At 45.7% G+C, this 22,119-nt stretch carries 17 protein-coding genes; 3 read left to right on the plus strand and 14 right to left on the minus strand.

Annotation, left to right across the window (positions count from 1 at the left end; translation table 11 throughout):
* Nucleotides 1–6 precede the first annotated feature (6 nt).
* The 4 genes from AB5618_RS11895 to AB5618_RS11910 form a co-directional block, all read right to left on the minus strand.
* On the minus strand, nt 7–4,518 hold the full coding sequence (locus AB5618_RS11895; protein ID WP_148462782.1) for a PolC-type DNA polymerase III: 4,512 nt from the start codon (nt 4,516–4,518) through the stop codon (nt 7–9).
* A gap of 21 nt (nt 4,519–4,539) precedes the next feature.
* Nucleotides 4,540–5,610, minus strand: a complete 1,071-nt coding sequence (ispG, locus tag AB5618_RS11900) for a flavodoxin-dependent (E)-4-hydroxy-3-methylbut-2-enyl-diphosphate synthase (protein ID WP_148462783.1) — start codon at nt 5,608–5,610, stop codon at nt 4,540–4,542.
* A gap of 400 nt (nt 5,611–6,010) precedes the next feature.
* The gene (locus AB5618_RS11905; RefSeq protein WP_173718258.1) at nt 6,011–7,162 is read right to left on the minus strand and encodes a toxic anion resistance protein; all 1,152 of its coding nucleotides are present in this window, start codon (nt 7,160–7,162) and stop codon (nt 6,011–6,013) included.
* Nucleotides 7,163–7,294: 132 nt separating this feature from the next.
* Nucleotides 7,295–8,761 (minus strand): 5-bromo-4-chloroindolyl phosphate hydrolysis family protein, encoded by a 1,467-nt coding sequence (locus AB5618_RS11910; RefSeq protein ID WP_173718257.1) that lies wholly within the window; start codon nt 8,759–8,761, stop codon nt 7,295–7,297.
* A gap of 243 nt (nt 8,762–9,004) precedes the next feature.
* Here AB5618_RS11910 and AB5618_RS11915 point away from each other — a divergent pair, with 243 nt between their 5' ends.
* A complete protein-coding gene (locus AB5618_RS11915; protein ID WP_148462786.1) occupies nt 9,005–10,030 on the plus strand; it encodes a branched-chain amino acid aminotransferase in 1,026 nt (341 codons plus the stop codon).
* 119 nt (nt 10,031–10,149) lie between these two features.
* On the opposite strand, the gene AB5618_RS11920 is transcribed toward AB5618_RS11915, so the two are convergent.
* Nucleotides 10,150–10,641, minus strand: a complete 492-nt coding sequence (locus AB5618_RS11920) for a dihydrofolate reductase (protein WP_173718256.1) — start codon at nt 10,639–10,641, stop codon at nt 10,150–10,152.
* Nucleotides 10,619–10,735: a DUF6783 domain-containing protein gene (locus AB5618_RS11925; RefSeq protein ID WP_334285858.1), complete on the minus strand. Its 117-nt coding sequence runs from the start codon at nt 10,733–10,735 to the stop codon at nt 10,619–10,621. Before AB5618_RS11925 ends, AB5618_RS11920 begins: the two co-directional genes overlap by 23 nt.
* Between AB5618_RS11925 and AB5618_RS11930 the strand changes: the two genes are divergently transcribed.
* Nucleotides 10,700–10,843, plus strand: coding sequence for a DUF6783 domain-containing protein (locus AB5618_RS11930; RefSeq protein ID WP_306797087.1), 144 nt, complete (start codon nt 10,700–10,702; stop codon nt 10,841–10,843). The two genes, AB5618_RS11925 and AB5618_RS11930, sit on opposite strands and share 36 nt — an antisense overlap.
* Here the strand turns inward: AB5618_RS11930 and thyA are convergent.
* On the minus strand, nt 10,818–11,666 hold the full coding sequence (gene thyA, locus AB5618_RS11935) for a thymidylate synthase (RefSeq protein ID WP_118579195.1): 849 nt from the start codon (nt 11,664–11,666) through the stop codon (nt 10,818–10,820). The genes AB5618_RS11930 and thyA overlap by 26 nt on opposite strands.
* 251 nt (nt 11,667–11,917) lie before the next feature.
* On the opposite strand from thyA, the gene AB5618_RS11940 reads away from it, so the two are divergent.
* The gene (locus AB5618_RS11940) at nt 11,918–12,433 is read left to right on the plus strand and encodes a VanZ family protein (protein WP_118579198.1); all 516 of its coding nucleotides are present in this window, start codon (nt 11,918–11,920) and stop codon (nt 12,431–12,433) included.
* A gap of 239 nt (nt 12,434–12,672) precedes the next feature.
* On the opposite strand, the gene AB5618_RS11945 is transcribed toward AB5618_RS11940, so the two are convergent.
* The 7 genes from AB5618_RS11945 to AB5618_RS11975 all read right to left on the minus strand — a co-directional run bounded on the left by AB5618_RS11945 (nt 12,673) and on the right by AB5618_RS11975 (nt 22,110).
* Nucleotides 12,673–13,107, minus strand: coding sequence for a hypothetical protein (locus AB5618_RS11945; protein WP_173716428.1), 435 nt, complete (start codon nt 13,105–13,107; stop codon nt 12,673–12,675).
* Between the two features lie 11 nt (nt 13,108–13,118).
* Entirely contained in the window at nt 13,119–14,861 is a 1,743-nt protein-coding gene (locus AB5618_RS11950; protein WP_173716427.1) for an ABC transporter ATP-binding protein, read from the minus strand.
* Nucleotides 14,861–16,594 carry an ABC transporter ATP-binding protein gene (locus tag AB5618_RS11955; protein WP_173716426.1) on the minus strand — a complete coding sequence of 578 codons (1,734 nt, stop codon included), beginning with the start codon at nt 16,592–16,594 and terminating at the stop codon, nt 14,861–14,863. The genes AB5618_RS11950 and AB5618_RS11955 overlap by 1 nt, the downstream gene beginning before the upstream one ends.
* A 1-nt stretch (nt 16,595) precedes the next feature.
* Entirely contained in the window at nt 16,596–18,122 is a 1,527-nt protein-coding gene (malQ, locus tag AB5618_RS11960) for a 4-alpha-glucanotransferase (RefSeq protein ID WP_330589393.1), read from the minus strand.
* A gap of 210 nt (nt 18,123–18,332) precedes the next feature.
* Nucleotides 18,333–19,988 (minus strand): peptide ABC transporter substrate-binding protein, encoded by a 1,656-nt coding sequence (locus AB5618_RS11965; RefSeq protein ID WP_118579210.1) that lies wholly within the window; start codon nt 19,986–19,988, stop codon nt 18,333–18,335.
* A gap of 103 nt (nt 19,989–20,091) precedes the next feature.
* Nucleotides 20,092–21,102 (minus strand): ABC transporter ATP-binding protein, encoded by a 1,011-nt coding sequence (locus tag AB5618_RS11970; protein WP_118579213.1) that lies wholly within the window; start codon nt 21,100–21,102, stop codon nt 20,092–20,094.
* Nucleotides 21,103–22,110 (minus strand): ABC transporter ATP-binding protein, encoded by a 1,008-nt coding sequence (locus AB5618_RS11975; protein ID WP_118579216.1) that lies wholly within the window; start codon nt 22,108–22,110, stop codon nt 21,103–21,105.
* Nucleotides 22,111–22,119 lie beyond the last annotated feature (9 nt).

The raw sequence follows: 22,119 nt of genomic DNA on the forward strand, positions 1-22,119 counted from the left end.
CCAGCGTTAGAAATCAAACAATGAAATCTGGTTGGATTGTGGAATATCTCCAAATAATCCAAGTTTATCCATCAAATCAATGACAGTCTTGCTGACCTTGGTCCTGTCACGGAAATCATCCTTGGAAAGAAATCTTCCCTGTACAGCAGCATCCACTACAGCATCTGCCGCCTTATCTCCAAGACCTTCTATAGAATCAATGGACGGCATCAGTTTTCCTTCTATGATCTGGAAACGATGTGCCTTCGCCCGGTAAATATCAATGGGCATAAAATCATAACCTCTTGCATACATTTCCTGGACAATACGCATATCTTTCAGGGTATCCTGCTCTTTTTTGGATGCAGCGTCCCCTTTCTTGCGTATCTCTGCCATATAAAACTCCAGCTTTTCTTTTCCCATACACATCAGTTCATAGGAAAAAGCTGTGGCACGGATACTGAAATATGCACCGTAATAAGCCAGCGGCTGGAATACCTTGAACCAGGCGATTCTGTATGCCATCATAACGTAAGCTGCCGCATGGGCTTTCGGGAACATATATTTGATTTTTTTGCAGGACCAGATATACCAGTCCGGAACGCCGTGTTCTTTCATGGTGGTGATCCACTCATCCCGGAGGCCTTTTCCTTTACGGACGCTCTCCATAATAGTAAAGGCAAGACCACTTTCCACACCCTGACCGATCAGGTAGATCATAATATCATCTCGGGTACAGATTGCCGTGGAAATAGTAGCTTTTCCCTCTTCAATCAGTGTCTGCGCATTTCCCAGCCATACATCCGTACCGTGGGAAAGTCCGGCAATACGGACCAGATCAGAAAAATATTTCGGCTTGGTATCCACAAGCATCTGCATGGCAAAATCAGTACCAAACTCTGGAATTCCCAGACAGCCAAGCTTGCAGCCGCCGATATCCTTCGGATCAATTCCAAGAGCTTCTGTACTGGCAAAAAGTGACATAACCGCCTTGTCATCAAGAGGAACCTCTCTTGCGTTTAAGTCTGTCATATCCTCAAGAGTACGGATCATGGTGGGATCATCGTGTCCCAGAATATCCAGCTTCAGCAGGTTTCCATCAATGGAGTGGTAGTCAAAATGGGTGGTGATAAATCCACTGCTGGAATCGTTCGCCGGGTACTGGACTGGGGTAAATTTCTCTATTTCCTCTCCCATTGGGAGTACAATAATTCCGCCAGGATGCTGGCCGGTGCTTCGCCGGATACCGGTACACCCCTGTACAATACGGTTAATCTCGCAGGAACGCTTGTGCTGTCCCCGCTCTTCAAAATAGTTCTTTACATATCCGAATGCGGTCTTATCCGCAAGGGTACCGATGGTTCCTGCCTTGAAGGTCTGACCTTTTCCGAATATAACCTCTGTATAATGATGGGCATTGGACTGATACTCTCCTGAGAAGTTCAGGTCAATATCAGGCTCCTTATCTCCTTTGAATCCAAGGAAGGTCTCAAAGGGAATGTCAAAGCCCTGTTTGGTCATCCTGGTACCGCACTTTGGACAGATCCTGTCTGGCATATCGCATCCCGCCATACCGGAAAAAGCCTTGATCTCCGGAGAATCAAAGTCACTGTACTTACACTCCGGATTTGGGCACAGATAATGGGGTGGCAGAGGATTTACCTCTGTAATACCAGACATGGTAGCCGCCAGGGAAGAACCTACAGACCCTCGGGAGCCCACCAGATAACCATCTGCATTGGACTTCCACACCAGCTTCTGGGCAATAATATACATCACCGCATATCCATTGGAAATAATGGAATTCAGCTCTTTGTCCAGACGGTCTTCTACGATCTTGGGAAGCACTTCACCATACATTTCATGGGCTTTCTGGAAACACATATCCTTTAAGTCCTGGTCAGAATTCTCAATAACCGGCGGATATTTATCCGGATGGATCGGTGACATTTTCTCTATCATATCCGCAATCTTCACTGTATTTGTAATTACCACTTCCTCTGCCTTCTCGCTTCCCAGATAGGAAAACTCCTCCAGCATTTCCTCAGTAGTGCGAAGATAAAGAGGTGCCTGATTGTCGGCATCCTTGAAGCCGCTTCCAGCCATGATAATACGACGGTAGATTTCATCCTGGGGATCCATAAAGTGAACGTCACAGGTAGCAACAACCGGCTTGTTAAACTGTTCACCAAGCTTTACAATTTTTTTGTTGATCTCAATCAGATCCTCTTTCGAATGAATCGTATCATTCTTTTCATCCTCCACCATGAACATATTGTTCCCAAGGGGCTGGATTTCCAGATAATCATAAAAGCTTACCAGCCTTGCGATTTCCTGCTCCGGTGCATTGCGCAAAAGAGCCTGGTAAAGCTCACCAGCCTCGCAGGCACTTCCAATAAGAAGTCCCTCCCGATGTGCCTCAAACAGGCTCTTTGGCACACGGGGTCTGTGGTTAAAGTACTTGATATGGGACTGGCTTACCAGCTTGTACAGATTGATACGGCCGGTCTCATTCCGCATGAAAATAACGGCATGGTAAGTGGGCAGTTTCTTAATGGTGTCCGGGGAAACTTTTCCCTGCTCATTCAGCTTGTCTACATCCGTAATATCTCTTTCCCTGCACATTCCCACGAATTTCTCGAAAATACGGGCCGTACACTCTGCATCATCAACCGCACGATGGTGATGATCCAGGGAAACGCCAACTGCCTTGGCAACGGTATCCAACTTAAAACGGTTCAGCGCAGGCAGCAGGAATCGTGCCATACCTACCGTATCCACATAGGTGAAATCATTTGGAATTCCCATGCGGTTACAATTCTCTATAATAAAACTCATATCGAAATCTGCGTTGTGGGCTACCATTGTAGCTCCTTCACAAAATTTCAGGAATTCCGGTAAAATTTCTTCAATTGGATGGGCATCCATAACCATGCTGTCATTAATACTGGTCAGCTGCTCAATTCGAAATGGAATTGGAACCTGAGGATTGACAAATGTGGAAAAACGATCTGTGATCTTTCCATTTTCCACCAATACAGCACCAATTTCAATGATCTTACAGGTAAGGGGGGAAAATCCTGTGGTCTCAATGTCGAAAACCACGAATCTGCCGTCCAGGGACTGTTTTTTCGGGTTGGTGACCATACCCTTTAAGTCGTCTACCAGATAGGCCTCCATACCGTAAAGCACCTTAAAATCAGAATCCTTTGGCACGCAGCCTCCCCACGCATCAAAGCAATGGTTTGCCTCCGGGAAAGCCTGCACCACACCATGATCTGTGATGGCAATGGCAGGATGCCCCCACTCGTAGGCACGTTTTACCAGCGCTTTTGCCTCGGTTACACCATCCATATCGCTCATTTTCGTATGACAGTGAAGTTCCACACGCTTCTGAGGGCTGGTGTCCACTCTGTAACTGCGGAAATCGGAGATTTTCTTAATTCCGGAGATGGAGCCTATGGTAAGCTCACCATCGAAACGGTCAATAGAAGTAACGCCTTTGATTTTCAGGAAGGCACCTTTTTTCACATGCTCTTTGATCTCCGGCACCTGCTCGTTGCGCAGGAACATTTTTACTGTGATGGAGTCTGTGAAATCCGTAACCGGGAAAATCAGTATGGTCTTCTCATTTCGGATTTCTCTCGCTTCCACATCCATAACCTGGCAGCGGATGATAACCTCTCCCATTTCCTGCACAATATTTTCCAATGGAATAGGCTCGTCCTCGAAATCCCTTCCATAAATAACGTCCGGATTTGGATCCTTGCGGAAGCCACCACGGAAATCGCCCCATTTGCCTTTCTTTTCGAATGGCTTTTTCTCGAAAGGCTTCTTTTCACTGGCTGCCTCTGCTTTCTTCTCCGACCTGGCAGCGGATGTCTTGCCGGCTGCGGCCTCTTTTCCTGTTTTTTCCTCAGCTGCAGGAGCTGGTGCTGCGCTCTCTTCTTCTGTGGAAAGTCTGGCATGCTTCAGCACATTAGCTACTTCCTGACGGATCTGGATAGCTGCATTTTTGCGGTACCTGCTCTCCTCCGTCTGCACATAATCCAGAGAAACTTTCAGGTCCATTCCGCAACGCTCGCAGAATACTTTGTGAAGATATTCAATAAGTATCTCACTTTTCTGTCTGGAAATCACAGAATCCGGAAGTGCCATATTCAGGCAGTCATCTTCTGGAAATGTGATCTGTGCCTGCTTGAACAGATTGTATTCCAGCATGTTGTAATTGCGAAGCTCCAGTTCCATGCTGGAGCGGTAGGTATCCAGGAAATTCTTTGGCGTGTACTGTCTGGACAGATGGAACTTCTCGATTACCTTCACACTCACTTCAAGACCAGGAAAGCACTGTCTCTGAATCTGCTCTTCCAGGCTGAAAATATGCTTTTTATGGATCCAGCGGTCGCTTTTCAAGTAAACCCGGACACAAGTTTTGGCAGAGTTGCAGGCAACCTTGGTGACGATCACCTCTTCCAGAAGTTCACTTAATTCCTGTTTTAATTTTAAGTTTGGAAATACGTCAAAAAATTCTTTTTCCATTTATAGAATATACACCTTCTGTCATTTCTGTGTCTTATTGCTATCCCAGTTCATCAATTCTTCTCTCAAGGTATCCAGCAGCTGGTCTTCCGGCACTTTCTTCACAATCTCACCGCCTTTGATCAGAAGACCTACACCTACGCCGCCTGCAATTCCGATATCGGCTTCTTTCGCTTCTCCCGGGCCATTTACCACACAGCCCATAACAGCTACTTTAATGTCAAGAGGGATATCCTGCACCATAGTTTCTACTTTATTTGCAAGACCGATCAGATCGATCTGGGTGCGCCCGCAGGTTGGACAGGATACTACTTCCACGCCGCCTTTGCGAAGTCCAAGGGTTTTTAGGATACGTCTGGCAGATTTTATCTCTTCCAGAGGGGCACCAGTCAGGGAGACGCGGATCGTGTCACCGATTCCCTGGTATAAAATAATACCAAGCCCTATGGCAGATTTGATATTTCCAGAATAAAGGGTTCCTGCCTCTGTAATTCCCACATGGAGAGGATAACTGGTCTGTTCCGCAATCAGTTCGTGAGCCCTGGCGCACATCATAACATTAGAAGATTTGATGCTGATCACCAGATTGTCGTAGCCAAGCTCTTCAATAATGTGCACCTTGTCAAGGGCGCTTTCTACCAGACCTTCTGCGGTAACACCGTGATATTTCTCCACCAGTTCTTTCTCAAGAGAACCGCTGTTTACCCCAACACGGATGGGAATATTCCGCTCCTTCGCCACATCTACAACTGCCTTGATACGCTCTGTGCTTCCAATATTTCCGGGATTGATACGGATCTTGTCGGCACCGTTCTCCATGGCCGCAATCGCAAGACGATAATCAAAATGAATATCTGCTACCAGCGGAATGTGAATTTGTTTTTTGATCTCTTTCAGAGCCTTTGCCGCTTCCATGGTCGGCACTGCACAGCGGATAATGTCGCAGCCAGCAGCCTCCAGGGCAAGGATCTGCTCTACGGTTGCCTGCACATCCTCTGTTTTTGTATTGGTCATAGACTGGATCAGGATGGGATTTCCGCCTCCAATCTTCTTATTTCCTATCTGAATTACTTTGGTATGGTCTCTGTACATACGAAATTCCTCCATATATTATGAACATGGTATTCTTTGATTACTGTTCACTGATAGCATTCCGCGAGGTGTTTTTTGTGACCAAAGGTCACAAAAAAACCCGAGACTTGCGGCGCGAAATCATGCGAAAGCATGATTTCTGTGCATCGCGAAGCGTGTTGCTGTGAACGGAGTGAACAGTAACATTCTTTGCGGTTCACTTTTACACCGCAGGCGCTTATCAAACGTTTCTATGCAAAAAGGCACAAAAGGGATGTCTCTGACACCCCTGCTGTACAGTTATTTCCACAGCATTCTGCGTGATTTCGCACCGCAATTCTCGGGTTTTTCATGAACTTTGTTCACAAAAAACACCTCGCGGAACGTTACCAGTAAACAGTAACCCTGTTTTCTTTGCAATTTAATGCTGGATTTCCAACAATTTATTCTTCAAGTCTTCTTCCATCTTGCGCATTTCCAGTTCTGCCTGGGCTCTCTTGGCGCGGCCCTCTTTCTGAATATTCATGACATCATCCAAAGTAGCGATCAGCTCCTGATTGGTCTGCTTCAGAGTCTCAATATCCACGATTCCGCGCTCAGATTCCCTGGCAGTCTCTGTGGATGCAAGGTGAAGTGCCTCCGCATTTTTCTTCAAAAGCTCATTTGTCAGGTCTGTTACCTGGCGCTGGGCCTGGGCTGCTTCTGTGGAATGGGCGATTCCAAGTGCCAGTACCATCTGGCTCTTCCAAAGTGGAATGGTATTTACAATGGTTGTCTGGATTTTTTCTACCATAAGGGTGTCATTGTTCTGCACCAGACGAATCTGCGGTGCTGTCTGCAGGGAAATGGTTCTGGTCAGTTCCAGATCATGCAGCTTCTTCTCGAAACGATTGCACTTGCTGTCCAGATCCTTGGCTTCCTGCGCATCCTCCGGAAGTCCGCTGACTGCTGCTTTTGCCTCCAGATCTTTTAATTTTCCCTCCCGTACTTCCTGCAGCTTCTGTTTTCCTGCAAGGATGTACATGGTCAGTTCTTTATAATAGTTCAGGTTCTGAGCATACATTTTTTCCAGAACTGCGGAATCCTTCATGAGACGCATCTGGTGATCCTGAAGGGAGGTAGTGATCTTCTGCACATTTACCTCAGCCTTGGCGTAGCGGTTCTTCATATTTTCAATCTTGCTGCCCTGTTTCTTGAAAAAGCCAAGAAAGCCTTTCTCCTCCTCAGCAGCATCAAAATCGCGAAGCTCGCCTACCACCTGGGTGATCAGCTCTCCAACCTCACCCAGATCCTGTGTCCGTACATTTTCAAGAGCTGCATCGGAAAAATCAGCCATTTTCTTCTGGGTTCCGGCACCGTACTGGAGGATCTGGTTAGTATTCTCAATGTCAATTTTCTTAGCAAAGCTGTCTACCATCTGCTGTTCTTCCGGAGAGAGAACGGTCTGTTCCATTTCCTTTTTCACAGCTTCGGCTTCCGGCTCTGCTGCAATCTCTGCCTTTGACTCTCCCAAATCCGGTTCTAATGTAAGTGTAGGTGCGTTATCTTCAAAACCTGTAAATTCGTTTCCCATAGCATCCTCCTTGTGTATAGGTCTGCCCATATTTATCAGCAGCCTTCAGTTTGGCATTTTCGTTATTTTTATAACACGCTCTAACCCCGCTGCAAATCTTATCTTTTCATATACTTAACATTCCGCACACTGCTAGAGCCTGTTTTTTTCAGCCTCTTTTCTCATACGGGTAAGCTCGTCCTCAGTCAGCCCTTCCTGTGCCAAAACTGTATTCAGAACAGAAATATCACTGGATACATCCATAGCCGTGTCTTCAAATATGGAATCCAGAAGCTTCTCAAAAGCCACATTCAACGTATCAATAGTCTCTTCGATTTCTTTCTTGGAAGAAGTAATATTCTCTCCCTGAACCGGCTGGCTGTCCATTTCTTCATATGCATTCAAAAGCTTCACAGTCATAGGAAGATAATAATCCATAAGGCGGTTCAAATCCGGAATAATCTCCGGATGAGCCTTGGCGCGTTCAAAAATCTTCGCTATGATCAGCTCCATACGGGAGATTTTTCTGGAAATCTCTTCTCCTGGAATGGCATCATTGCTGCGGTGGATTTTATCAAGAAAGTCATTTCCCTTATCCAGAACCTGCCGGACTTCCGGGGAAAGTCTGATTCTTTCCGCAGCATCCCGTTCTGCTTCCACACACGCCCGGGCATCTGCCTGTTCATGCTGGTTAAATTTCTGCCTTTCTTTTTCCTCTGCCTGCTGACGAAGCGCTGCCTCCTGGCGTGCACGCTCTTCATCCTGCTGATGATCTCTTTCTTCCAGCCGCTTCTGAGTGCTTACATATTGGTCGTAAGTCTCATTACTTGTGATCAGACAAGTTTCCTGTTTATCAACATGTCCCTGAAGGAACCAGCCTTTGCTTATCATACGTTTGATATCTTTTTTTACAAATTTCACCGGCTTGCCGACTGCCTGTGCCAGCTGCTGGAAATTGCAGTAGGTGTGAGTGCCAAGAGCCTTGATATACTTGTTTCGGCGGCTTAAACTGGTAAGACTGCTGCAGCCCTGTCCAAGAAGAATACCTCCGCCGACCGTAAATGCCGCCAGCACTGCCGAAATTCCAAGCATTACACTGCTGCTAAAGCCAGCTCCAATTCCACCAACTACCATTGTAGCAATTCCAAATACTCCAGTAAGAATCCCACCAAACACTGTCTTCAGAATTCCCCCGACCTTGATTCCATTCGTCGGTAAATACAATGCCAGATCCGAATTCTGGTGATTGGTATCCTGCCTGCCTGTACCATTTCTCTGGAAATTTCCATTACGCGAATCATTCCCTTTCGCATCGGCATATCCTTGATAACCAGTTCCATGATCCTCCCCGGTACTCCGGTTTTTCTTTCCATCCTTCTGAAAATCCCAGGACCGATTCTCTCTGTAATCATAAGAACTGCCGCTGCGGTAATTGGTATATTTCCCACTGCCCACAGTATTATTAAGCGCATCCCGAAGGGCATCACTCCCATTATCAATAGCCTTATTCAGCGCCTGATTAATACTCTGGCTCAGTTTCTGGTAATTTTTTTCATTTACTGCACTGTCAATGATGCTCTGGATCTTATCTCCAAGTTCATCAAATTCGTTATATCCCATCTTTTCCTCCGGATATTTTATTTCACAACGCTTGTTTTATCATTATACAAAAATCCCCCTCAAAAAACAAGACACCATAAAATATAAACACATTATACTTTTTGTAACCTTTTTCACAGGAAAATCACTTAAAAAATCTGCTTTTCCCATTGAATTTCACACGTAAAAGTTTTACAATAGTAAAAACATTGGGGATTCACAATAAGAATCTCCCCCCAAAAACCACGCTAGGAGGAAATTGTTATGGAAAAAAAGAACATTGACTGGGGAAACCTGGGCTTTGGTTATGTAAAAACAGACTACCGTTATGTATCCAATTATAAAGACGGCAAGTGGGATGAGGGAGGCCTTACCACAGATGATATGGTTACCATCAGTGAGTGTGCAGGTGTCCTTCAGTATGCACAGACTGTTTTTGAGGGTATGAAAGCATATACTACAGAAGACGGACATATCGTTACTTTCCGTCCTGACCTGAACGGTGAGCGTATGGAGCATTCCGCCGCAAGACTGGAAATGCCTGTATTCCCGAAAGACCGTTTTGTTGACGCAGTTGTTCAGACAATTAAAGCAAATGCAGCATATGTTCCGCCATATGGTTCTGGTGCTACTTTATATGTACGTCCGTACATGTTCGGAAGCGACGCTGTTATCGGTGTAAAACCTGCCAGCGAGTATCAGTTCCGTGTATTCACCACACCTGTCGGACCATACTTCAAAGGCGGCGCTAAGCCGATCACAATCCGTGTCAGCGACTTTGACCGTGCTGCACCAAATGGTACCGGTCATATCAAAGCTGGTCTTAACTACGCAATGAGCCTTCATGCGATCGTTGACGCTCATAAGAACGGATTCGATGAGAACATGTATCTTGATTCCAAAACTCGTACCAAGGTTGAGGAGACAGGCGGAGCAAACTTCTTATTCGTAACAAAAGACGGCAAGGTTGTTACTCCGAAGTCTGACAGTATCCTTCCATCCATCACACGTCGTTCTCTGATCTACGTTGCGAAAGAGTACCTTGGACTTGAGGCTGAGGAAAGAGAAGTATACTTCGACGAAGTGAAGGATTTCGCAGAGTGCGGTCTTTGCGGTACTGCTGCTGTTATCTCTCCTGTTGGAAAGATCGTGGACCACGGCAAAGAGATTTGCTTCCCAAGCGGCATGAACGAGATGGGACCGATCACCAAGAAGCTGTATGAAACCCTTACCGGAATCCAGATGGGACGCATCCAGGCTCCAGAGGGATGGCTGAAGGTTATTGAGTAATTTCTTAAGCTTCCCATTTTTCGTATTTTTTCAAACACACTCTACACAGCATATAACAAAAATCAGTTCTGTCGTGATGGCAGAACTGATTTTTTTAAAAACACATTATATTTTCCCGCTTATTTATTTCTCTCATATCTCACAAACTTATATTCCAGATCAAAATATGTCTGCTCTTCGCTCTCTGCTGCCACATGCCACTGTGGATCTTCATCCAGATTCGGAAAATAACTGTCTGCAATATAGGCGAAATCGATCTTGGTCACTTGAGCAGCATCGCAATAAGGAAGAAGCTGCTTATAGATAGTATCGCCGCCGATGCAGTATACATCTTCTGCCGGATACTTTTTCAATTCTTCCATAAGCTCTTCAATAGAATGAACGATTATGGCATCTTTCACCTTGTAATTCTCATTTCTGGTAAGAACGATGTTTATGCGGTTTTTAAGAGGAAGCCCTCCTGGGAAACTCTCCAGGGTCTTTCTTCCCATAACACAAACCTTGCCAGTGGTCTCCTGACGAAACATTTTCATATCCGCCGGAATGCTTACAAGAAGCTTATTGTCTTTTCCAATTCCCCAGTTTTTGTCAGCAGCTACTATTATTTTCATTTCTTATAATCTCCTTTATACGAACTCCTAGAGCGTGTCTAAAAATCATTCCCGCAATCTGCACGCCCCACTTTGCGGGAGATTTTGCCCAAATTCGGTTGCCGTAGCCCGCTACAGCAGCCTCACCATATCTGAAACGCATGCGGCATTGGAACCCTTTCTCATTTACTCCATGTTTAAATGGCAATCGGAATATTTTTAATCTGAGGCCAGGTCTGATAATTCTCCACGATCAGATCATCCGTGGTAAAATCATAAAAATTCTTCACATTCGGATTCAGTTTCACAGTCGGTGCCGGATAAGGTGTCCTGGAAATCAGCTCCTTGATAACCGGAACATGTCTGTCATAAATATGACAATCCGCGATCACATGTACCAGCTCACCGGCTTCCATGTCACAGCACTGTGCGATCATCATCAACAACAGGGAATACTGGCATACATTCCAGTTATTTGCAGCCAGGATATCCTGGGAGCGCTGGTTCAAAATGGCATTTAAAGTCAGCTTGTCCTTTCCAGGCTCCTTTGTTACATTGAAGGTCATAGAGTAAGCACATGGGTAAAGATTCATCTCATGAAGATCTTCATGCACATAAATATTGGTCATAATACGACGGCTGTATGGATTATTCTTCAGATCATAAAGAACACGGTCTACCTGATCCATCATGCCTTCTTTGTACTGATGCTTCACACCCAGCTGATAACCATACGCTTTTCCAATGGAGCCATTCTCGTCAGCCCAGCTATCCCAGATATGGCTGTGAAGGTCATGAATGTTGTTTGATTTTTTCTGCCAGATCCAGAGGATCTCATCCATAGCGCTCTTTAATGCGGTCTTGCGAAGGGTCAGCGCTGGAAATTCTTTTCTCAGATCATAACGGTTCACAACACCAAAACGTTTGATCGTATAAGCAGAAGTGCCATCCTCCCACACCGGCCGGACCTTCTCCCCTTCTGTACTGGTTCCGTTCTCAATTACGTCTTTACACATATCTATAAAAATATGATCAGCTAAACTCATACCTGTCTTTTTCCTCCTGGTCTCCATTGTGCGTTCTTTATAGCAACACGATACCTGGCTGCCAGAGTCTCTCCACACCAAGTATCTCGCTGCTTTTCATACTTCAACAATTTTAGCATAGATTCCTGTAAATAACAAGTTCTTTGCCCTCCTGTCTCCCTTCTGCTTGCTCTGGTTTTATTGTTTTTTCAAAGCCTTGTCAAATCACCTTTTTCTTTACAATCTTATTTTCCCGTGTTATAGTAAACCCCATGAAGAAAATTTTAATCCATTTACTGAAACCTCTTTCTTTTCTTCCTGCAATTCTGATGATGTATCTGATCTATTCATTTTCAGCCCAGACAGGGGAGGTGTCCGGAGCCCTAAGCTATGAAGTCAGCTACCAGATTGTGGAAACCAAGAATGAAGTTCTCAACGAAAACAAAACTTATGACGAGCTCGCCTATTCTGCCAGCTCCATCGAATTTTATGTGCGAAAAGCAGCTCACATGACAGAGTACTGTCTGCTTGCCATTGCCATTTCTTTCCCACTTTATGTTTACGGAGTAAGAGGTATCTGGCTGATCCTGCTGGCAGGCGCCATATGCGTAGGCTTCGCAGGCTTTGATGAATACCACCAGTCCTTTGTGGCAGACCGCGGACCTTCTGTACGTGATGTGGGAATCGACAGCATCGGAGTCACAGCGGGAATCCTGTTGGTGCAGGCATTCTGCTGGTCCACTCTACATAACCCAAGCGGGAAACGCAGGCGCAGGAAACGGCGCTAGAGCGTGTATTTCAACAAAAAAACAGACTTCTGATTGATTATCACTCATTCGGAAGTCTGTTTATTTTTTTATATTTAGTATTGTATTCGTAATTTCGTGCTGTTATAATCATAAAACGCAAAAGTAACCGCCCGGTCTGCAAACTAGTACATCGTTCTCGAAATAACTACACCACTCATTTTTCATACATATATTAACACTATCTAATATATCAATTTCTTTTCAAAAAACAATACTCTCTATTCTTCATCCTCTGTCGCATCCCCTAACTGGCTAACCAGATTAGCGCGGTCAGCAATAGACATTTTCTTATTCAAGGATGAAGTACTTTCCATTTTAGATTCAACTGTCCTTGAAATTTCTGTCTCAGAAGCCTGTGCTTCACTTTCTGCATTCGACTCCTTCTGAATCTTGCCAGCCTTTATGCTGCCGCGGATTCCATTGATCACGAAAGCCACGCCAAGCACAATAAAAATCACTCCCGCAACCATAAAGCCAGGACTGCTGCCCTCAGCACCATTTATTACATTCTGGCAAAGAGAAACACCCAGATAAGCCACATAAACCCCTGCCAGAATCATAACCAGGCAGGTTCTCATAGGCATAGCAGACTTCCCATTTCCGACTTCCTGCTTCTCATTTACATCAGTCTCTTCCAGATTCTTATTTTCCATATTCATCCCCCTTATGAAATAGCAAACTGACTCTCATACAAGTTCGCATAAAAGCCCTTCTTCGCCAGCAATTCCTCATGTCTGCCCTGCTCGATAATATTTCCGTCCTTCATGACCAGAATCAGATCTGCCTCCTGAATAGTGGAAAGACGATGTGCTACAATAAAGCTGGTTCTTCCTTCCATCAACTCTGCAAAAGCCTTCTGCACCTTCACCTCAGTACGGGTATCAATGGAAGAAGTGGCCTCATCCAGGATCAGCATAGCCGGATGCATCAGCATAACCCTTGCAATGCAAAGAAGCTGCTTCTGTCCCTGGGAAATATTTCCACCGCCCTCTGAAATCACGGTGTCATAGCCATTTGGCATACGCTTGATAAAACTGTGGGCATGTGCATGCTTAGCTGCCTCCATAACCTCTTCCAAAGTCGCATCCGGCTTTCCATAGGCAATGTTCTCGCGGATGGTTCCTGCCTTCAGCCAGGTCTCCTGAAGCACCATACCAAAGTTTCGTCTCAGGCTGTCTCTTGTCAGCTCTCTTACCGGATAACCGCTTACCTTAATCTGACCCTTATCTACATCATAGAATCTCATAAGAAGGTTGATCATAGTGGTCTTACCGCATCCGGTAGGTCCGACGATAGCGATCCGCTGTCCAGGTTTTACGTCAATGGAAATATCAGTAAGAAGCGGAACTTCTTTTCTGTAAGAAAAGGAAACATTCTCCACGCTTACACGACCGTCTGCTTTCTCCAGTTCCAAAGCATCTGGCGCATCTGGCTCCTGTGCCGGTGTATCAATAAAGTCAAAGAGACGTTTTGCACATGCCAACGCATTCTCCAGCTCTGTGATAACGCCGGAAATCTCATTAAAAGGCTTGGTATACTGATTTGCATAGTTCAGGAAGCTGGTCAGCTGTCCCACAGTCATACCGCCCTTAATTACTGTAAATGCGCCAAAAATTCCAACTGCTGTGTAAACAAGACCATTTACAAAACGTGTGGACGGGTTTGTAATAGAGGAAAAGAAAATTGCTTTGATTCCGCAGACGCGAAGCTCTTCATTTACTTTTCCAAACCTTTCATTAGCTCTCTCCTCATAGGAAAAAGCCTGCACGATCTTCTGATTTCCAACAAGCTCTTCCACAATAGAAGTCATCTCCGCTCTCTTCTCGGACTGCTCCTGAAACATGCGGAAGGTTCTGCCTGCGATAAAGCTTGCCACGAACAGGGAAATCGGAGTGAGCAAAATAACGATCACTGTGATCTTCACACTGATGGAAAGCATAAATCCAATGGTTCCAAAGATGGTCAGCACACCGGTAAACAGCTGGGTAAAGCCCATAAGGAGACCATCTGAAAACTGACTGACATCAGAAACAATACGGCTTAAAATATCTCCTGGCTGATTGGCATCTATATAAGATACCGGCACCTCCTGAAGATGGGCAAACGCCTGGCTTCGCACATCCTGCACCACGCTGTAGGTAACCTGATTGGTAAGAAGGTTCATCACCCACTGGGAAACTGCATTTCCCACAACGATCACAGCCAGAGCTCCAAGTACCTTCAAAAGTCCGGCTGTATTTACATTTCCCGGACCTACGATATTATCTACACCATTACCAATCAGAATGGGTGTATACAGGGTAAATCCAACGGTGACAAGCGCTGTCAGAAGCATAATGATAATTTTTGATTTATAAGGGCTGATAAATTTCAGTACCCTCTTCATAGTCTCTTTATTCCTTCCCATCAGCGGTTCACCTCCTGTTCGGAAAGCTGTGACAGGCAGATTTCTCTGTAGACCTCACAGGATTCCATAAGCTCTTTGTGTGTTCCCACACCAGCCAGCTCACCATCATCCAGAACCAGGATCTTATCTGCCTGCTTGATGGAGGTTGCTCTCTGGGAAACGATAAACACAGTCATTCCCTTTGTCTGCTCATGAATGGCATGACGAAGAGCCGCATCTGTGGCAAAGTCAAGGGCAGAAGCACTGTCATCCATGATCAGGATCTCCGGATCTCCCACCAGTGCTCTTGCTATGGTAAGACGCTGGCGCTGTCCGCCGGAAAGATTGGCGCCGCCCTGACTTACCATGGTATTTAAGCCCTCCGGCTTACTTTTTACAAAACCACTTGCCTGCGCAATGGAAAGAGCCCGCTGGATTTCTTCTTCGGAAGCGTCCTCTTTGCCCCATTTCATATTGTCACGGATGGTTCCCTTAAACAGAACTGCCTGTTGTGGTACCATCCCCACCTTTTTACGAAGCTGTGAAAATGGATATTCTTTTACATTATTTCCATCAATTACCACATTACCGGAAGTTACGTCATAGAAGCGTGGGATCAGATTGACCAGAGTGGATTTACCACATCCGGTACCACCAATGATACCGATGGTCTCACCTGGTTTTGCCGTAAAGGAAATATGGGAAAGCGCCGGCTCCTTGCTGCCTGCATAGGTAAAGCTCACATCTTCAAAGACAACTCTTGCAGCGCCTGCATTTTCTTTCTGAACACTATTGCCCTGATCCGTGAGAGACGGCTGTGTATCCAGCACCTCATTCAGACGCACACCGGAAGCCATAGCCTTTGTCACTGCCACGATCAGGTTTGCAAGAGCGATCAGTGCGATCAGGATCTGGTTCATATAGTTTACAAGGGCAACCACTTCCCCCTGTGTAAGAATACCCACAGACACTTCCTTGCTTCCATACCAGAGGATTCCGATAATGGCAAAGTTCATGATAACCGTAGTGGCAGGATTCAGAAGTGCGGAAATTTTTCCCGCTCTTACCTGCACCTTGGTGTAATCGTCGTTTACTTCTGAAAATTCTTTATATTCTTCCTGCTGTCTTCCAAAAGCCCTTACTACTCTGGCACCCACATGATTCTCTCTGGTAATCAGGGAAATCCTGTCCAGGAATGACTGAGCCTTTTTGTAAATTGGCACTGTTGTGCGCATAATTCCGTAAATTACAATGGAGATCACCGGAACCGCAATCAGGAAGATCAGGCCAATCTTCACATCAATGGTAAAGGACATGATCACTGCACCCACAACAATAAAAGGAGAACGAAGGAACAGACGAAGTACCATGTTCACACCAGTCTGTGCCTGATTCACATCATTGGTGATCCTTGTCACAAGGGTAGGAGTTCCAAGCATATCCAGTTCTCTGTAAGAAAGTCTGCTGATATGGGAAAAAAGCTCCTTGCGAAGGGCAGTGCTGAATCCCATGGCTGCCTTTGCAGAAAAATACTGTGCAATCAGAGAACATGCAAGGCCGATCACTCCAAGCAGTACCATGATCACACACTGGTGCCAGATATAGACATTGTCCTGATTCTTAATGCCGATATCCATGATTCTGGCAACAACCAGAGGCACGATCAGCTCAAAGGTGGCCTCCAGCATTTTGAACAAAGGAGCCAGAAAACTTTCTTTCTCATAGCCCTTCAAAAATCTGATCAGTCTCTTCATCTTACTTCTTATTCTCCTGGATTCGTCCGTATAATCTGGTCATGGCGTTAATTCTGTGAATGATCTCATCCGTAAGCTGACCTCTTGTAAGACGCCATTTCCAGTTGTCTCCCAAAGTAGAAGGCGTATTCATTCTCGCTTCATTTCCAAGACAGAGATAATCCTGCAAAGGTACTACGCACACTTCTGCTACTGAGGACTGTGCCGCCCGGATAAGCCCCCATACACATTCATCTGTGTCTTTCTCCTCACAGGCTGTGTACTGGTTCACGTAGGCTCTGTTTGACTGGGTAAGGTTCCCAAGCCAGCCCTTCGTAGTCTCATTGTCGTGGGTTCCAGTGTATACAATGCAGTTTTTGTCATATCGGAAAGGAAGATATACGCTCTCGCCGCTTTCATCAAAGGCAAACTGAAGCACCTTCATACCCGGATATCCGGATTCTGCCAGAAGCTCCCTGACACTGTCTGTAAGGAATCCCAGATCCTCTGCGATCACATCCAGATCCTTAATTTTCTCCTCCAGAACCTCGAACAATTCTATTCCAGGACCTTTTTCCCACTTTCCGTTCTCAGCGGTCTTATCTCCATAGGGAACTGACCAGTACTCGTCAAAACCGCGGAAATGATCGATCCGGACCTTGTCGTACAGCTTCATACAGTGAGTCATACGAAGAATCCACCAGTTATAGCCTGTTTTTCTGTGATATTCCCAATTATAAAGCGGATTTCCCCACAGCTGACCGGTTGCAGAAAAAGCGTCTGGAGGACATCCTGCCACTGCTGCCGGTGTAGCCTCCTCATCAAACTGGAACAGATCCGGGTTCGCCCATGCATCTGCGCCATCAAAAGCCACATAGATAGGAAGATCACCTATGATCTTAATACCTCTGTCATTTGCATATTTCTTCAGCCGGTTCCACTGGCGGTAGAACCAGAACTGCTGAAAGGCATAGAAGCTGATATCTTCCTTCAGCTCCTCTCTTGCCTTAGCAAGTGCCTCCGGCTTACGTGTCTTTAAGTCCTCCGGCCACTGATTCCAGGAAATTCCCTCCAGGCTGTCCTTTATTGCCATATAAAGACAATAATCTGCAAGCCAGAAGCCCTGTTCTTTCTCAAAGGCTTCCATCTCCTCACGGATCAGCTGAAGCTCCTTTTCTTTTCCATCCATCTGGTAAAAACGTCTGTAAGCCTTCCGAAGAAGGGAAAATCTGGAAAGATAAACCTTCTCATAGTCCACATAGCTTTTGCTGCCGCCCCAGTCACATTCTGCACATTCTGCTGCTGTGAGAAGGTCTCTCTGGATCAATTCCTCCAGATCAATGAAATAAGGATTTCCTGCAAATGTGGAAAAAGACTGGTAAGGGGAATCCCCGTATCCGGTAGGTCCAAGTGGCAGGATCTGCCAGTATTTCTGACCCGCTTCTGCAAGCTGATCTACAAAAGCGTAAGCTTCTTTAGAAAAACATCCGATTCCATAGTTGGAAGGGATACTGGATATAGGCAATAAAATACCGCTGGCTCTCATCATATGTTCCTCCTGTCTGGTTCAATAACCATTATCTGTTTATTATACCGCTATCATGCATAATCGGTCAACAGAATAAAACAGCTTCGCAAATTTTATCCTGCTTTCGTTGCTGCTCAAAAAAACAGGCACCCGGAAAAATTCCGAATGCCTGTCATTTTCTTCTGCATCACATTTAAGTAATACCAAAAGACTTATATTCTTTTAACTTGATTATTTCTTACTTGTATAACCGAAGAAGAAGTATCCAAGTGGTGTGTAGTACATGCCGTCAATGTCTGGATTGAGCATATATGGCTGTGTATAGAAGTAGATTGGAGCAAGTACGCTGTCCTGTCCAATGAGGATATCCTCAGCTTCGTGGAATGCTTTCATACGCTCTTCCGGATCAGAAGTAGCTTTTGCTGCATCGATAGCTGCATCATAGTCTGGGTTAGAGTACTGAGCGTCGTTGTTACCGCCGTCTGTGTACCACATATCCAGGAATGAGCAAGGATCGTTGTAGTCTGCGATCCAGCCGTTACGGGCGATCTGGAAGTTACCATCTTTTCTGTTCTGAAGGAATACGTTCCAATCCTGGTTGTTCAAGTTAACAGTTACACCAAGCTCTGTCTGCCACATGTTCTGAAGAGCCTCACCGATCTTCTTGTGGTTATCAGCTGTGTTGTACAGATACTCTACAGTCGGGAAGCCTTCGCCGTTCGGATAACCAGCGTCTGCAAGAAGCTGACGGGCCTCTTCGCAGTTAGCCTCATAATCCTCATCGGAAATGCTGTAGTAAGAACCGCCTACTGTACGGAAGTCATCACTACCAGCACCAGCTGCATCATTTACACCGTTCGGTACATATCCGTCAGCCGGAACCTCACCAGCCTGAGAAACGTTCTCTACGATGTAGTTACGGTCGATTACAAGTGAGAACGCTTTACGGATGTTAGGGTCAGAGAAAACTTCGTCCTCTGTGTTGAAGCATACATAGTAGGTTCCAAGATAGTCACCAATCTCAAGCTCGCCAGAAGCAAGGTAGGTCGGGATCTCGTCTACAGGAAGGTTCTCGATGAAATCAAGCTCTCCGTTGTTGTAACCTTTGAGCATTGCGTTGTTGTCATCAAGAAGTGTAAACTTGATAGTATCCGGTCCAAGATTCTCATAGTCATAGTAGTTCTCGTTTTTCTCCATGGAGATGTAAGCATTGTGAGACCACTCTGTCATTTTGTATGGTCCATTGCCAATGTATGTGCTTGGATCAAATGTCCAGTTGTCACTGCTCTCTACCATATCCTGACGAACCGGGAAGGTTGCCGGGAATGCCATGATTTCTTCGAAATACGGGCAGTCATAGGTAAGATCGATCTGAAGAGTCTGATCATCAACTGCTGTAATTCCAAGAGTGCTTGGATCCGCACTTCCGTCAGCAACTGCGTCATATCCTTTTACCATATCGATCATGTAGCAGTAATCTGCTGCTGTCTCAGGATTTGCTAGACGCTGCCATGCATAAACGAAGTCACCAGCTGTTACAGCCTGTCCATCAGACCATTTGATTCCGTCACGAAGTTTAACAGTGTAAGTAACTGTACCATCTTCGTTCTCGGCCTTTTCCCAGGACTCAGCCTGTCCAGGAGCTGTGACAGCATTTCCTTCACCATCATTTACCCATTTAGCCAGACCTTCGAACATATGGTTGCACATGATAGCTCCATCAACTGCAGAGTTCAGTGCAGGGTCAATTGTCTGTGGTTCAGATGCGATACAAAGGTTCAGATTGAATCCTTCGTCAGATGCTGTATCCTCGGCGAATACAGGAGTTGCTGCCATGCTTAATACCATAGCTGCAGTCAGTGCCATAGACATAAATTTTCTTCTCATTACATTTCCTCCTTTATGCTTTTTTGCGCCGCATGAGAGATGAGAATCGACGCTTGTATTCATCAGCTCTTCCGTGAAGAAGAACGAAATACCTAAACTTTCTTTATTTGTCCAGCAAATGGCAGGCTGCCCAGTGGCCCGGCTCATGCTCTCTGAACACAGGAGTTACCTGGCTGCACTTTTCAGTGGCATATGGACATCTGGTGTGGAAACGGCATCCGCTTGGCGGATTCATAGGACTTGGCACGTCTCCTTCCAGAATAATACGCTTTCTTGTCCGGCTCAGCTTTGGATCCGGAACCGGAACTGCGGAAAGCAGGGTCTGTGTATATGGATGGATCGGATGTCTGTTCAGCTCATAGCTCTCGCCCAACTCAACAAGAGAGCCAAGATACATAACACCGATTCTGTTGGAAATATGACGGACAACGGAAAGATCATGGGCAATGAACAGATAAGTCAGACCCATCTGCTCCTGCATGTCCTCCAGCATGTTTACCACCTGTGACTGGATAGAAACATCCAATGCGGAAATCGGCTCGTCACAGACGATGAACTCCGGTTTTACTGCAAGGGCGCGGGCAATACCAACACGCTGCTGCTGACCGCCGGAAAACTCATGTGGATAACGGTTTGCATGCTCTGTATTTAATCCAACCTGCGCCAGCAGCTCTTTGATCATGTCAGCGCGGTCTTTCTTACTCGCTGCAAGCTTGTGGATATCAATGGCCTCTCCAATGATCTCACCAACTGTCATTCGAGGATCCAGGGAAGCGGACGGATCCTGGAAAATGATCTGCATTTTTCTTCTGTAGGGAAGCATTTTAGCAGCTTTGGCTTTTCCAAGAGGTTTGCCGTCTTTATCCAGAGGATTGTCGTAAATGGTTTCGCCATCATAAATAATCTTTCCTCCGGTTGGCTCATAAAGGCGAAGAATCGTTCTTCCCAGTGTGGTCTTTCCACATCCGGACTCTCCTACAAGACCGAGTGTTTCACCTTTTTTGATATAAAGGGAAACATCCTGTACAGCCTGTACCCCCGGACCTTTTATGCCATTTACCGGAAAATATTTTCGTAAATTCTCAATTTCAAGAAGCTTCTTTTCTTCTGCCATTTATTTCTCCTCCTTGTTCATAAGCTCCTGAACCCGAAGCCAGCAGGCGGAACGATGTTTCTCGCCCACTTCCACGTAAGGAGGCATTTTCTTCAGACAGATCTTCATGCAATGCTCACAACGTGGAGCAAACGGACATCCTTCCGGCGGATTCAGCATATCAACCGGGGTTCCCTCGATTGGGATCAGTCTTTCATAGCTCTCGGCATCAACACGGGGCATGGAACGAAGAAGACCCTTTGTATATGGATGTGCAGGCTCGTAGAAAATGTCATCTACAGGTCCCTGCTCCACAATTTTACCTGCATACATAACGGATACCTTGTCACAGATATCTGCCACAACACCAAGGTTGTGTGTGATGAAAATGATTCCCATTCCGGTCTTTTTCTGAAGATCCTTCATCAAGTCAAGGATCTGTGCCTGAATGGTAACATCAAGGGCTGTGGTCGGCTCATCTGCGATCAGAAGCTGCGGATGGCAGATCAGTCCCATAGCGATCATGACACGCTGTCGCATACCGCCGGAAAACTCGTGTGGATACTGCTTCATACGCTTCTCCACATTATTGATTCCAACCAGTTCCATCATTTCCATGGCACGTTTCTGAGCTTCTTCTTTACTGATTTTCTTATCATGGGCACGAAGAGCTTCCACAAGCTGATTTCCGATGGTGTAAACCGGATTCAGACAGGTCATGGGATTCTGGAAGATCATAGCTACTTTGTTTCCGCGGAACGCAGTCATCTCTTCCTTGGAAAAAGAAAGGACATCTTTTCCCTCGAAGGTAATGGAGCCTCCGATAACTTTACCTGGGGACTGAAGAAGCCCCATAATAGAATATGCCTCCTGGCTCTTTCCAGAACCAGATTCTCCAACAACTCCCATAACTTCGCCATAATCAAGGTCATAGGAGATACCGCCAACGGCTTTTACCTCGCCGGCCGGGGTAAAGAAGGAGACTTTCAGGTCTTTTACTTCCAGCAATTTATTTTTCTGTTCAGACATTGTTCTCCT

Origin of the sequence: Ruminococcus sp. J1101004sp1_RTP21198st1_B9_RTP21198_201120 (genome assembly GCF_040924245.1) — a bacterium.
GTDB classification, from domain to species: domain Bacteria; phylum Bacillota; class Clostridia; order Lachnospirales; family Lachnospiraceae; genus Blautia_A; species Blautia_A faecis.